Origin of the sequence: Rubrivirga halophila, from assembly GCF_046845755.1 — a bacterium.
Classification (GTDB): Bacteria; Bacteroidota; Rhodothermia; order Rhodothermales; family Rubricoccaceae; genus Rubrivirga.
The window spans coordinates 1866285-1879289 of record NZ_CP177357.1 but is presented as its reverse complement, the minus strand read 5'-3'; the positions used below and the strand labels follow the sequence as shown (position 1 = coordinate 1879289).

Sequence of the window (13005 nt, the reverse complement as noted above, 5' to 3'; positions counted from 1 at the left end):
CGCCTAGCGCGGTCGGTGGTTCGCTCCGCGTTCGGGCGGGGGGCACACGCAAGCCCGGCAGACCTCAGCGCCAGCCAGAGAGGGCCTCGGCGGCGCGGCGGAGCGAGGCGTCCGCAGCGGGCAGCCACGGGGTCCACAGCTGCCACATGTGGAAGGCGTCGGCCGTGAGGTGGAGCGAGAGGCCGGCGCCGGCTGCGCAGGCGAGCTCGGCGAGCCGGAGCGCGTCGCCGAGCAGGACCTCGCGCCCGCCCACCTCGACGTGCGTCCGGGGAAGGCGGCCGAGGTCGGCCAGCAGGGGTGAGACCTCGGGGTCGTCGTCGGGCCGGTCCCCGAACGTCATCTCTGCGAGCCGGCGGTCGTCGGCGTCCGCGTTCATGGGGTCGCGCGGCGTGTTGAGCTTCCGGGTGCCGCTCTGCCCCGTCCGGTCGGTGTTGGGTGAGAACAGGGCGAGCGCCCCGACCGGGCACCCCTCATCGGCGAGGGCGAGAGCGGTGACCAGGGCGAGGTGGCCGCCGGCGCTGTCGCCCGCGAGCGCGACGCGTCGGCCGGCGTCCTGGAGCGCGCGGACGGCCGCGAGCGCGTCGTCGCGCTGGGCCGGCCACGCGTGCTCGGGCGCCAGCCGGTAGCGCGGGAGCACGACGGGCACGCCGAGCGCCTGGGCGAACGCGGCGGCCGGGCGCGCGTGCGTCTCGGGCGCCCCGAACACGTAGCCGCCGCCGTGGAACCACACCGCGACGGCGTCGCCCTCGCCCGCGCCGAGGCGGAGCGTGTCGACCCCGCCCCACGTTTCCGCGACGGCGTGGGGCACGGGCTCGCCTGCATCGTCGCCGCGCATCAGACGTGCGAAGGCGTCGCGCATCGCCTTGGGCGCCCCCTCGACGGGGTGGGCCTCGATCCGAGTCGCGACATCGGCGAACGTGACCGGGCCGTCGAACGGGCCGGGCATCAGAGGTCGATGGACGCGACCGAGCCGCCGTCGACGCGGTAGTTCGAGCCGACGACGAACGAGGCCCGCTCCGAGCACAGGAACGCGATCACGGCCGCGACCTCCTCGGGCCGCCCGCGGCGGTCGAGAACGAGGTGGGGCCGGTCCTCCTCCAGGAACTCGTCGATCGCTTGGTCCATCGTCTCGTCGTTCTTCTCGGCCTTCTTTTCCATCATCCCGTCGGTCATGTCGGTGGCGATAAACGCCGGGGCGACCGAGTTGACGAGCACACCTTGGGGCGCGTAGCGCTGGGCGAGCGCCTTGGCGAAGGTGAGCAGCGACGCCTTGGCCCCGTTGTAGACCACCTCGTCGTCGTACGGCTGCGCCACGTTCTCGCTCGTCACGAAGACCACGCGGCCCCAGCCCCGGTCCAGCATCTGGGGCACGACGGCCTTCGCCATCCGGACGGCCGACATCATGTCGACCTGCCACGCTTCCATCCAGTCGTCCTCGGTGATGTCGGTCAGCGGGTCGCCCTTGGCGCCGGTGATCCCGGCGGTGTGGACCAGGATGTCGAGGTCCCAGTCGACGGCGCGTGCGACGGCGTCTGCGCCGGCCTGACTGCGCAAGTCGGCCACGACGGAGCGCAGGCCGTCGCCGCCGAGCCCGTCGGACTCGAGGATCTGGACCGACAGCGCGAGCTGGCTCTCGTCGAGGTCGGTCATGAGCACGCGGGCGCCCTCCTGGCGCAGGATGCGGGCCGTCTCGAGGCCCATGCCGCCGGCCGCGCCGGTGATGACCGCGGCGCGGTCTTGAATCTGGAGGTCCATGGTGTGGGGGTGGGATAGAGAGGGGAGGGGCTTCAGCGTCATGCGCCGGTGCTGAGGTCGTCGAGAAGCGTGTTGACGGCGTCGGCGACGCGGTCCGGGTGGTCTTCCGGGACAAAGTGGAGCCCGCCCTCGATCCGGTCGAGCGGCGCGCCGAGCTCGGTCGCCAGCCGGTAGCCGTAGGCGATCTCCTGGAACGGGTCAGCGGCGCCCCACACGAGCCGCGCCGGGAGGTCGAGCCTGGGAATGGCGTCGGCGATGGCGAGCGTATCGTCCACGTCGAGCGCTTCCGTCTGGCGGATAAAGGCCGCCGCGGCGCCGTCGGCCCCGGCGTAGTACGGCCAGTGCGCGTCGATGGACTCCTCAGCTCGGCCGGGCACGTCGTGGCCCTGGTGGAGGAACGCGCTGTACATGGGCCGGAACGCGGCGTCCGGGACGTGCGCCACGACCGGGCCGAGCGCGCGCATCGCCTTGACCATCGGGATCGGCCACGAGTCGTAGGCGATGCAGTTCATGAGGACGAGTCCGCGGACGCGCTCGGGGTGGCGCACGGCCAGGATCTGGGCCACGCCGCCGCCCAGGTCGTGCCCGACCACGACGGCGTCGTCCAGCCCGACGGCCTCCATCCACTCGGCGAGGTAGTCGGCCTGGCGGGCGACCGAGATGTCGCGGTCGCGGCCCTCGGCGATCGACGCCCCGTAGCCGACCATCTCCCAGGCCAGGCACCGCGCGCCCTGGACGAGCGGGACGACGTGGCGCCACAAGCGGGGGCTCGTCGGGATGCCGTGGACGAAGACGACGGCCGGGCCGTCGCCGGCTTCCTCCCATCGCATGGTGAGGTCTCCGACGCGAGTGCTGTTCGAGGTCATGGGATCGTTGGACTGGTGTGGAGAGAGGGGGCGTTTTATCGGACCGAAGCGCGGCTCCTGCGCCGTAGCCAGAGAAAGAGCCCGCCCAAGACGACGCCGAACCCGGCGTGCGCAAGCGTGATCGGGACCAGGGCGCGTACGCGAACGCGAGCAAGACCGTTCACACGGCCGGCAGGTCACGCACGAACAGGACGGCGACTCAGCCCATCAGCGTGCTCGTGAGCTGGTGCGTGACGAAGCCCGCGACGGTGGCCACAGCGAACCCGTCGGACGGCGGCGCCCCGGTCCACATTACCGCGATGAGGTTCGGGTTCGTCCAGACGCTCCGGCCCGTCGCGGCCATCTACGCCATCATGAACATGGCCATGACGGCACCTGCCGCCAGACCGGCCACGACGGCGGAGCGAGGCTATGTCCGCATGCGTCGTGGACGGTGCTGAGTGGGAGAGACGAGTACGCAGGTGCGCTCTCGGGTGAGCAGGGCATGTCCCTGGATCTTCCGAGAGCACACCGCCGCCCGGCGCAGACCGAGAGGGCCATTCTCGGGGTCTACCGCCTGACAGTTCTACATCCCCGGCGCGGGCCGGTCGGGGTCGTTCGTGTTGCCGCGCGGGACCTGGAATTGGAAGCCCTGGGTGTAGGCCGGCATCTCGCCGCTCATCACCGCCTGCATCGTCTGGGCGTAGAACTGCCGGGCCTCCTCGACGGTACGGCGTCCTGTCGCCACGTCGTGCGCGAGGTTGATGGCGAGGAAGTTGGCGCCCTCCTTGTCACAGCGGGCGGAGATCTCGCCCTTCGTCCGCTCCGCGATCACGCTGCCGTCGTACTGCGCGAGGTCGTCGAACCGGTCCGGGGGGACCTGGTAGTCGATAAACTGCTCGAGCAGGTCGGGATGGGGCATGGGGAAGTTGTGCGGGATGGTGTCGCGGTAGACGACCGTCCGCTTCCACGGCCCGCTGTTGAACCAGGTCAGCCGGGTGGGGGTCGCCTCGTTCGGCGCGCCATACTTGCCGATGATCGTCTGGGCGACCGCGCGGGAGGTCTCGGGCCAACTGGCGATCACGGAGGACGCCGATGCGTCGATGCCGGGCGAGCTTTGCGTCGTGGTCATGCCAGGGGCGCACCCGGATGCGGCCGCGAAAAGGCCAACGAAGAGTGCCGTGTACAGGGTCGTTTTCATGAGAGAGGTGAAGGGTGAAAAGAGAGGGGCCAGATCCGGTCCGCCCTGACCACAGGCCAGTGAGGTGCCAGATAACAAAGAGCTCTACGAGACGGGGTCTGGACGCGTTCCTGTTCGAAAACCGAAGGCTTCCGACGTGTTCGCCGACGAACAGGCCTGCGGCCCACACGTCCCGCTTCGAACGGGCTGCGCGGGCGTTTGCACGCGCCCGGCGAGCGGGGTGTCAGCGCGCACGCGGCCCCAGCCTCCGGCTCAAACGCCCGCCCGACCGCGTGGCGACGACGGCAATCGTTGCCGACGAGCGCCGCGGTGAGCGGTCGGAACACGACCTGCTCGTACGCGCTTCAGTCTCGGGCTCGCGCCGAGTAGTCGCCGTGCACGCCTCCGACGTGGTCGACCGGTCCGTACGGGTTGTCCGGCGCGCCGGCCGGCTTCGGCCGGTCGCTGGCGGGGGGCGTCGCCAGCGGCGAGGCCACGAACGCCCAAACGAGTAGTGAGGAGATGCCTGTGGGCACAGGGTTGCACGGGCGAGACTGCGGCGAACTCCACCGTGGGCTCGCCGCCGGGACTCACACACCGGACATCGCCGCGACGACTTCATCCGTGGAGAGCACATCGCTGGCGATGAACTTGAAGTTGACGAGGGCGGCAGCGTACCCGTCGCCGAGCTCGGGGTGCTGGGCCGCTGCCGTCGCGTCCTTCACGACGGCCACCTCGAAGCCTCGCTCGACGAGGTCCCGCAGGTGGCTCTCCGTGCACAGGTTCGCCGACATCCCCGCGAGCACGACCTTGCCGAAGCCCCGCTTTCGCAGCTGCAGCACGAGGTCGTTGTTCTGCGGGCCGTAGACCTTGTGCGGGCTCACCACGACGACGTTGTCCCCGTTGATGAACGGCTTGTAGCGCTCGAGCCAGTCGGCCCCGCTGCCCTCGAACCCTTCGAGGCTGAGCGGGTCCTTCCGGTCGAACATCCCGATCGCGTGCATCTTTTTCTCCAGCGTCCCGCCGAACTCCCACTCGTGGTCGTGCGGGTAGTAGTAGTGGGGCGAGATGAAGACGATGAAGCCGCGGTCCCGCGCGGCGGTCAGCAGCCGCTCGATGTTCTCGACGGTGTTGTGCTCTCGGACGCTGTCGCCGACGAGGTCCCACGTAGCGCCGTCCGGGCTGAGGAAGTCGTTCTGGGGGTCCGTGATGACGAAGGCGGTATCGGTGACGTTGATGTCCATGACGTGTAGAGGGGTTGGAGTCGAAAAAGGGATGGCGTCCGGTGGGGTGATGCGTACCCGTTCGGCGGGTGAAGATCAAGGCTGGTTGCCGCCCCACCGAGGGGCCACGGCGTCGTCACGGAGGGGCCCTATACCGGGGGGCGTGGCGGGTCCGGCGCCGGCGCTGGCGCCGGTGAGGGCAACGACGAGAGGAGTGTCCATGGGGCACCGGAGGGCCGAGCGAACGAGGCGGCGGCCGAGGACGTGTGAGTAGCCTTTCGATGGGCTACCCCCGTCGGCTACACCGCCGGGCGCGTGTGCGCCGCCGGGGCACCCACGGTCGAGCCGGCGAGGGTCGGGCCATACATCGCGCCCACGATGGCCCCGTAGATAAGGTGGAGCAACACGAACGCCACGAGTCCCATCGCGCCGAGGTTCAGCATGAAGAAGCCCGGACCGGGCATCATCTCAGGCACGAGCGGGTGCACCATCGGCATCAGCCCCATGAACACCCCGGCGACGACGATGTGGACGAGGGCGACGAGCATGCCCGCCCCGGCGTTCGCGCGGTGGAGGACGTTCTCGAAGGCCCAGGCATAGGCCAGCGCGATCAGCCCGGAGATCACCAGGTGCAACACGAAGCCCACGATCCACGCCGTGGTGCCAGGCTCGAGGCCGATCATCGTCCCGAGCAGGAGTTCGAGCTTGACCTCCATGCCCATGACGGTGCGGGCCATGAACATGATGGCGCTCATGATGGCGCCGCCGACGACACCGGCGAGAAAGGCGCTTCCTGTTTTCATTCCGAGAGAGGGGTAGGTGAGAGAAAAGGAGAGGCAACAAGGCGTGCTGCTGCCGGCTCAGAGCCGATCGAGGCGCCGGGGATGTCGCCTTTCGCAAGGCACCAGCGTGTGGGGCCGATGGGGTCGGGCAGGGGGCGATCAGTCGGCATCGTCCTGGAGGAGCCCGCGGAGGGCGTCGACGTCGGGGACGAGGGGGCGGCCGGGCGCGTAGTCGACCAGGCCGCGGTCGCGGAAGGCCCCGAGCACGACGCTCACGTGGGCCCGGCTCATCGCCGCTAGGCGCGCGATCTGATCGTGCGTGAGCGCGAGGCGGGCCGGCCCGTCGCCGGTCGACCCCTCGACCCGGGCGAGGTGGAGCAGCAGCCGCGCCAGCCTCCCCTCGGCGTCGCGGTGGGTGAGGATCTCGGCGCGAGCCTCGGCCTCGACCGCCCGCTCGCACAGGCTGGCCATGACGCCGAGCAGGACGGACGGTGACCGCTGGAGGTGGGCCAGCACGTCGGCGAGCCCAAGCGACGTCACCTCGCTGTCGGCGACGACGCAGGCCGCCGAGGGCCGCCGGCCTCCCCCCTCGGCGCACAAGCACAGCATCCCGAACGGCTCGCCCGGCGCGACGCGGTGCATCAAGAGGCCGTCGGCCCCGCCCATCGAGACCTCGACGGCGCCGAGGTGGAGGTAGTAGACCTCGTCGGCGGGGTCCCCTCGCTCCCAGACCCGGTCACTCCGACCATACCGCCGAGACGGGCCAGCGCGCAGGGTATCGGCGAGGGCGTGGGTGATGGTCTCCGTCAGCGCTTCGCAGCCGTCGTGGGTGGCGAAGAGGACGGGCGGAGCGGAAGCCATGCGAGGCGGTACGTGCGGGGTTCTCGGACGTGCCCGGTGGGCAGAGGATCCACTGTGCCGTCCGCCGGTGTTCGCCGGCTAACACTGGCCGACCGGTAGCGCAACCCGTTCGGGCTGCGTGCATCTTGTGAGATCCCAGCACCTTTTCTCGAATGCCCACCTTCCGCTGCGACCTCCGCCAGACCGGCGAGCCGCTCCCCCACGTCTGGAGCCACACCATCGGCAGCGGCCACGCCACGCTCGCGCTCCGCGCCGACTGGCAGGCCCAGCTCCGGCGCTGCCGCGAGGAGCTCGGCGTCCGCCACGTCCGCTTCCATGGGCTCCTCAACGACGACATGGGCACGTTCGTCGACCAGGCCGGCGAGCGCATCGACTCGTTCTTCAACGCCGACCAGATCATGGACTTTCTGGTCGAGATCGGGATGCGCCCGTTCGTCGAGCTCAGCCTGATGCCCCAGGTCCTGGCCTCCGGCCCGGAGACGGTGTTCCACTACCGCGGCAACATCACGCCGCCCGAGGACGTGGAGGCGTGGGCCGGGCTCATCGAGCGCCTGGCGCGCCACTGGGTCGAGCGCTACGGCGCCGACGAGGTGCGGCAGTGGTTTTTCGAGGTCTGGAACGAGCCCAACCTCGACCACTTCTGGACCGGCACCCAGGCCGACTACTTCGAGCTCTACCGCGCGACGGCCCAGGCCCTCAAGCGCGCCGATCCCGAACTCCGGGTGGGTGGCCCGGCGACGGCCAAGAACGAGTGGATCGCCGACCTGGTCGCCTTCTGCGAGGGCGAGGACCTCCCGCTCGACTTTGTCTCGACGCACCACTACCCGACCGACGCCTTCGGTGCGCCCGACGACGACACGCGCGAGCAGCTCGCGGCCAGCACGCGCGGCATCTTGCGCCAGCAGGCCCTCGATGCCGTCCGAGAGGCCGGCGACCGGCCCCTGTACTACACCGAGTGGAACGCGTCGAGCAACCCGTTCTACGCCCCGCACGACCGGCCGTATGCGGCGGCCTTCGTGGCCAAAAGCTTTCTCGACGTGGCCGGCGTCGTCGAGGGCTACAGCTTCTGGACGTTCACGGACCTGTTTGAGGAGGTCTACTTCGACTCGACGCCCTTCAAGGGCAAGTTTGGGCTCCTGACCATCCACGGCGTCGCCAAGCCGACGTACCGGGCCGTCGAACTCCTGCACCGCGCCGGGACCGAGCGCCTGCTCGTCGACGGGATGCACGCGACGGTCGACCGCTGGGTGACGCGCCACGACGACGGCCGCGTCGTGGTGATCCTGACGAACCACGCGCTTCCGGACCACGCGATCGAGACGGCGACGGTCCGCCTGGCGCTCGTCGGCGCGAGCGATCCGGCGTCGGTGACAGTCGAACGGATCGACCAAGACCACGCCCACGCGCGCAAGCTGTGGGAGCAGATGGACGAGCCGGCCTACCTGAGTGCCGACCAGATCGAGGCGCTCCACGCCGCGAGCGCGCTGGTGGCCGAGCCGCTGGCGTGGACCCGCGACGGCGACGCGGTCGTCCTCGAGCTCGACCTCCCGCCGCACGCCGTGGCCTCGGTCACGCTCGCCTTCGCTGCTTGACATGCCCGACGACGCCCTTCTCGCCGACCTCCAGCGGCACACGTTCGACTACTTCCTCTACGAGGCCAACCCCGAGAACGGGCTCGTCAAGGACAACACGCGCCAGGACGCACATGCGAGCATCGCCGCCGTCGGGCTGGGGCTGGCGTGCTTCCCGGTCGCCGTCGAGCGGGGCTACATCGGCCGCGCCCAGGCCGTCGAGCGCGTGCTGGCGACGTTGCGCTTTTTTTGGGCGAGCGAGCAGAGCGAAGCGCCGGAAGCGACGGGGCACCGGGGCTTCTACTACCACTTTCTCCACCTCGACTCTGGCCGGCGGGCGTGGGACTCCGAGCTGTCGACCATCGACACAACGCTCTTGATTGCAGGGGCGCTGCTTGCGGCCGAGTACTTCGAGGGCGACGGCGACGAGGCGGAGATCCGCCAGCTCGCCCACGCGCTCTACCGCCGCGTCGAGTGGGACTGGGCGTTAGACCCCGGGTCGTGGTCCGGGGCAGGCTCTGGCCCGACCGTTTCGCACGGGTGGACGCCCGAGGACGGGTTCATCCCGCACCGCTGGGAGGGGTACAGCGAGGCGCTCCTGCTCTACGCCCTGGCCCTGGGCTCCCCGACGCACCCCATCCCCGAGGCGAGCTACGCGGCCTGGCTGGCGACGTACGACTGGCGCTCCCTCTACGGCATCGAGCACGTCTACGCCGGGCCGCTCTTTATCCACCAGCTCTCGCACGCCTGGATCGACTTCCGCGGCATCGCGGACGACTTCGTACGCGAGCGCGGCATCGACTATGTCGAGAACAGCCGCCGGGCGACCTACGTCCAGCGCGAGTACGCCATCCGCAACCCGCGCGGGTTCGCAGGCTACGGCGAGAACGCCTGGGGCGTGACGGCCTCGGACGGCCCTGGCCCAGCCCAGCACACGGTCGACGGCCAGGACCGGCACTTCTGGGCCTACCGCGCGCGCGGCGTGCCGTTCGGGCCGGACGACGGCACGTTGTCGCCGTGGGCGGTGGTCGCGAGCCTGCCGTTTGCGCCGGAGATCGTGCTCCCGGCGCTCGCCCACACCAATCGCGAGCACCCCGAGGTCACGAGCACGTACGGCTTCAAGTGCTCCTTCAACCCGACGTTCCCCGGCGACGAGACGGCCGAGGGTGGCTGGATCTCGCAGGGCTACTACGGGCTCGACCAGGGGCCCATCGTGCTCATGATCGAGAACTACCGGAGCGGCCTGCCGTGGCGGCTCATGCGCGGCTGCGAGCCGCTCGCACGGGGCCTGCGCCGCGCCGGGTTCACCGGGGGGTGGCTCGACGGCGGCCTCTGACCCGCGCGGAGCGTCGGGCCGGGGGGCAGGGCGGAACGCGCCGTCCTCCGGCTACGCGGTGTCGGGTCGGTCGAGATCCCCGGGGTCGGCGGCACCCTCGTCGTCCGCCGTCTGCAGTCCGTCGTCTTCGACCGGGTCGAGGCCGTCCTGCGGGTCGCGGTCCTCGTCGAGGTCGTCGGGGAGGTCCGGGCCGTCGAGGTCGGGGTGATCGGTCGGGTCGGGGGTGGGCTGCGCCAGCACCTCGCGCACGGCGGCCTCCAGCCCCTGCACCTCGTCCATGTCGATGTTGCCGTCGCCGCGCCACGCGATGCGGCCGTCGCGGGCGACGAGCACGGCCGTGACGTCGCCGGTCTTGACCTTGAGCGCCTTGCGGAAGGCCTTGACGTCGGTGTAGACGGGGACCGTGCGGCTCCGCTCCTCCTCGGTCTCGATCTGGCCGCGGATGCCCATCGTCCCGAGGTCGCCGAGCAACTTCATTTTGGAGCTCACGACGGGCAGCTCGAGGACGGCGAAGCGGTCGCCGTGCGTCTCGGCGATCCGGTCGCCGAGGCGGGCCCACTGGTCGGCGAGCGGGTCGAGGTCGTCCTGGAAGAGGACGATGAGGAGCGTCGCGTCGGCGGGGAGGTCCTGCGGGAAGCGGACGTCGGAGCCGTCGAGGCGGCGGCCCTTGAGGAGCGGGACGTGCGAGGCGGGGGCGGAAGAGAAGAGGCCCATAACGAGGGAGAAGGGTCGGCAAGCTACTCGCCGGCCCCACCTCGGGTTGCCTCCTAGGGACGGAGCGGGGCGCGGCGCAGGAAGCCGGTCGGGTCGATCAGGTCGCGACGCCGGAAGAACGGCTTGCGGTTGGTGTGCCGCGCGCTCGTCCCGAGGGCCCGCGTCAGCGCCCCGGTCTGCGTCTTGTCGTACATCTCGAAGTGGAGCATCATCGACGACACGCCTAGGCGCTTGCCGTTGCGGTGCGTCAGGATGCCGACGCGGCCGACCTTCTGGCCCTTCGTCACCGAGTCGCCGGCCTTGACGGGCGGCGTCGCGTCGGGCGCGAGCTCGCCGTACCGCGCCACGAACGTCCCGTGGTCGACCTCGAGGGCGAACGTCCGGAGGTAGAACGGATACGGCCCCCGGGTGACGGTCCCGTCGGCGACAGCGTAGACGTCGGTAAAGTCGGGAAAGTAGAGGTCGACGCCGGCGTGGGCGCGCGCGCCGCCAGAGCGCCGCCAGCCGAACGAGCGCATTCCGGCGCCGGGGCCGACGTAGGGCTTGGTGGGCGACTTCCTGAAGGGGAAGCCGAGGTCGGTCTCGCCGATCGCCAGCAGGGCGTTGAGGCGCCGGAGGGTGTTGCCGCCGGGGTCAATGCGGGCATCGGGCCGGGCGTACCCGAGGCGGCTCTGGAAGCGGGCGATAGCGCCCTCGGTGCCGTCGCCGGAGGCGCCGTCGGCGGGGCCGGGGTGGACGCGCGGGTCGAGCGTGAGGTCGGAGGCGCGCTGGAGGGCCTTCTGGAGCGCGGTGACGTCGGCTTTCTGGTTGGCGCCGCCGGCGCCGACGGACGAGGACAGGGTGAGGGCCATGGGAACGGGGGTGTGAGTGGGCAGGACACCGTCCCCTATACAGACCCGCGGCGATTGGACTGCATAACCTTGGCTGACGGAATTCACAAACGGCTCCACACGACGCCGCCCCGCCGGCGACAAGCACCAGCGGGGCGGATCGGTCCTTTCCTGCGTGGGCGGCCGCGACTCGGAGCGGGCTCATCACCCGGTCAGCTCGCGCCGCCGTCGCCTAGTCGTCGTAGTTGTCGATCTGGGCGCGCTGGAGCCCGCCGGAGTAGTCGATGTAGCAGGTCTTGGTCTCGGTGTAGAAGTCGTAGACCTCCCAACCGCCCTCGCGGTGGCCGTTTCCGGTCGCCTTGACGCCGCCGAAGCTCATGTGCGCCTCGGCCCCGATCGTCGGCCCGTTGATGTAGGTGATGCCCGCGTCGATGTCGCGCAGGGCCCGGAAAGCACGCGAGATGTCGGCCGTGTAGAGCGCCGACGACAGGCCGTAGATGACGTCGTTGGCGATGTCGATGGCCTCGTCGAAGCTCTTGATCTTGATGACCGACAAGACGGGCCCGAAGATCTCCTCGCGAGCGACGCGCATGTCCCGAGTAACGCCCGTCAGCACCGTCGGCTTGAAGAAGAAGCCGTCGTCCAGGCCGTCGCCCGTCGCGCGCTCGCCGCCCGTCGCGATCGTGGCGCCGTCCTCGCGGGCCACGTCCATGTAGCCGGAGACCTTGTCGAGGGCCTTCTGGTTGATGAGCGGGCCCATCTCCGTCTCGTCGTCGTTGCCGTAGCCGATGGTGAGGGCCTCGCCGGCGGCGACGACGCGGCGGACGAGCTCGTCGTGGACGTCCTCGTGGACGATCAGGCGCGAGGTCGCGGTGCAGCGCTGGCCGGTCGTGCCGAAGGCGCCCCAGACCAGGCCCTCCATGGCGAGGTCGAGGTCGGCGTCCTCCATGACGATGGCCGGGTTTTTTCCGCCCATCTCGAGCGAGACGCGGGCGTGGCGCTTGGCGGCCGTCGCGGCGATGCTGGCGCCGGTCTCCGAGGAGCCCGTGAACGAGATGGCGGCGACGTCGGGGTGCTCGACGATGGCCTGGCCGGCCTCGCCGGCGCCCTGGATGAGGTTGACGACACCGGGGGGCACGCCGGCGGCCTCCATGATCTCGACGAGGAGCATCCCGGAGTGGGGCGCGTCCTCTGAGGGCTTGAAGACGACCGTGTTGCCGCTCAGGATGGCGGGGAACATCTTCCAGGTCGGGACGGCGACCGGGAAGTTCCAGGCGGTGATGAGGCCGCAGACGCCGATGGGGCGGCGGACCGTCATGTTGAACTTGTTGTTCATCTCCGACGGGACCGTGTGGCCGAAGAGCTGGCGGCCCATGGTCATGGCGTAGTAGGCCGTGTCGATGGCCTCCTGGACGTCGCCCTTGGTCTCGAAGAAGGGCTTGCCCATCTCGCGCGTCATGGCGCGGGCCATCTCGGACTTCCGCTCGGTCATCAAGTCGCCGACGCGCTTCAGGATCTCGCCGCGCTTGGGGGCGGGCATCAGGCGCCAGGCGTCGAAGGCGCCCTTGGCGGCGGCGACGGCCTTGGCCACATCGTCGGCGCTGCTCTTCGGGAAGTGGCCGATGAGGTCGGACTGGCGGGCCGGGTTGCGGCTCTCGAAGGTCTCGCCGCTGGCGGCGTCGACCCACTGGCCGTTGATGTAGTTCTGGAACGTGGGCGTGTCGGGCATGGAGCGGGTTGCGCGAGGGAAAGAGGGACGGCGCAAGCTAGGGGCGGGCGTGTGGGGTTCCGGTGGAGTCCGGGGGCCTGACGGGGGCTCGCGCGGGCCGACTGTGAAGGGGTTTCGAGATCGTTCAATACGGTCTCGAGATGGCTCAATACGGCCTGGAGGTGGTCCAATACGGGTTC

14 protein-coding genes are annotated in these 13005 nt (G+C 70.4%); 2 read left to right on the top strand and 12 right to left on the bottom strand.

Annotated features, from left to right (window positions below):
- Nucleotides 1–64: 64 nt before the first annotated feature.
- The 9 genes from ACLIRP_RS08295 to ACLIRP_RS08255 form a co-directional block, all read right to left on the bottom strand.
- Complete coding sequence (locus ACLIRP_RS08295; protein WP_412063497.1) at nt 65–946, bottom strand: alpha/beta hydrolase fold domain-containing protein; 882 nt, start codon at nt 944–946, stop codon at nt 65–67.
- Nucleotides 946–1755, bottom strand: coding sequence for an SDR family NAD(P)-dependent oxidoreductase (locus ACLIRP_RS08290; RefSeq protein WP_412063496.1), 810 nt, complete (start codon nt 1753–1755; stop codon nt 946–948). Before ACLIRP_RS08290 ends, ACLIRP_RS08295 begins: the two co-directional genes overlap by 1 nt.
- A 38-nt stretch (nt 1756–1793) precedes the next feature.
- Nucleotides 1794–2585, bottom strand: a complete 792-nt coding sequence (locus tag ACLIRP_RS08285; RefSeq protein WP_412063495.1) for an alpha/beta fold hydrolase — start codon at nt 2583–2585, stop codon at nt 1794–1796.
- A gap of 235 nt (nt 2586–2820) precedes the next feature.
- Nucleotides 2821–2964, bottom strand: a complete 144-nt coding sequence (locus ACLIRP_RS08280) for a hypothetical protein (protein WP_412063494.1) — start codon at nt 2962–2964, stop codon at nt 2821–2823.
- A gap of 222 nt (nt 2965–3186) precedes the next feature.
- Nucleotides 3187–3732, bottom strand: a complete 546-nt coding sequence (locus ACLIRP_RS08275; protein ID WP_412063493.1) for a hypothetical protein — start codon at nt 3730–3732, stop codon at nt 3187–3189.
- Between the two features lie 413 nt (nt 3733–4145).
- The gene (locus tag ACLIRP_RS08270; RefSeq protein ID WP_412063492.1) at nt 4146–4316 is read right to left on the bottom strand and encodes a hypothetical protein; all 171 of its coding nucleotides are present in this window, start codon (nt 4314–4316) and stop codon (nt 4146–4148) included.
- A 54-nt stretch (nt 4317–4370) separates the two neighbouring features.
- Nucleotides 4371–5024 carry a cysteine hydrolase gene (locus ACLIRP_RS08265; protein WP_412063491.1) on the bottom strand — a complete coding sequence of 218 codons (654 nt, stop codon included), beginning with the start codon at nt 5022–5024 and terminating at the stop codon, nt 4371–4373.
- 278 nt (nt 5025–5302) lie between these two features.
- A complete protein-coding gene (locus ACLIRP_RS08260; protein ID WP_412063490.1) occupies nt 5303–5806 on the bottom strand; it encodes a hypothetical protein in 504 nt (167 codons plus the stop codon).
- A gap of 138 nt (nt 5807–5944) precedes the next feature.
- Nucleotides 5945–6646 (bottom strand): Crp/Fnr family transcriptional regulator, encoded by a 702-nt coding sequence (locus tag ACLIRP_RS08255; protein WP_412063489.1) that lies wholly within the window; start codon nt 6644–6646, stop codon nt 5945–5947.
- 152 nt (nt 6647–6798) lie between these two features.
- On the opposite strand from ACLIRP_RS08255, the gene ACLIRP_RS08250 reads away from it, so the two are divergent.
- Both ACLIRP_RS08250 and ACLIRP_RS08245 read left to right on the top strand, forming a co-directional pair.
- Nucleotides 6799–8238, top strand: a complete 1440-nt coding sequence (locus tag ACLIRP_RS08250; RefSeq protein WP_412063488.1) for a GH39 family glycosyl hydrolase — start codon at nt 6799–6801, stop codon at nt 8236–8238.
- A 1-nt stretch (nt 8239) separates the two neighbouring features.
- The gene (locus ACLIRP_RS08245; protein ID WP_412063487.1) at nt 8240–9553 is read left to right on the top strand and encodes a glucoamylase family protein; all 1314 of its coding nucleotides are present in this window, start codon (nt 8240–8242) and stop codon (nt 9551–9553) included.
- A gap of 51 nt (nt 9554–9604) precedes the next feature.
- Here the strand turns inward: ACLIRP_RS08245 and ACLIRP_RS08240 are convergent, their stop codons facing one another.
- The 3 genes from ACLIRP_RS08240 to ACLIRP_RS08230 all read right to left on the bottom strand — a co-directional run bounded on the left by ACLIRP_RS08240 (nt 9605) and on the right by ACLIRP_RS08230 (nt 12826).
- Nucleotides 9605–10267 (bottom strand): hypothetical protein, encoded by a 663-nt coding sequence (locus tag ACLIRP_RS08240; RefSeq protein ID WP_412063486.1) that lies wholly within the window; start codon nt 10265–10267, stop codon nt 9605–9607.
- A gap of 53 nt (nt 10268–10320) precedes the next feature.
- Nucleotides 10321–11118 (bottom strand): M23 family metallopeptidase, encoded by a 798-nt coding sequence (locus ACLIRP_RS08235; RefSeq protein ID WP_412063485.1) that lies wholly within the window; start codon nt 11116–11118, stop codon nt 10321–10323.
- A gap of 211 nt (nt 11119–11329) precedes the next feature.
- Nucleotides 11330–12826, bottom strand: a complete 1497-nt coding sequence (locus ACLIRP_RS08230) for an aldehyde dehydrogenase family protein (protein ID WP_412063484.1) — start codon at nt 12824–12826, stop codon at nt 11330–11332.
- Nucleotides 12827–13005: the final 179 nt, after the last annotated feature.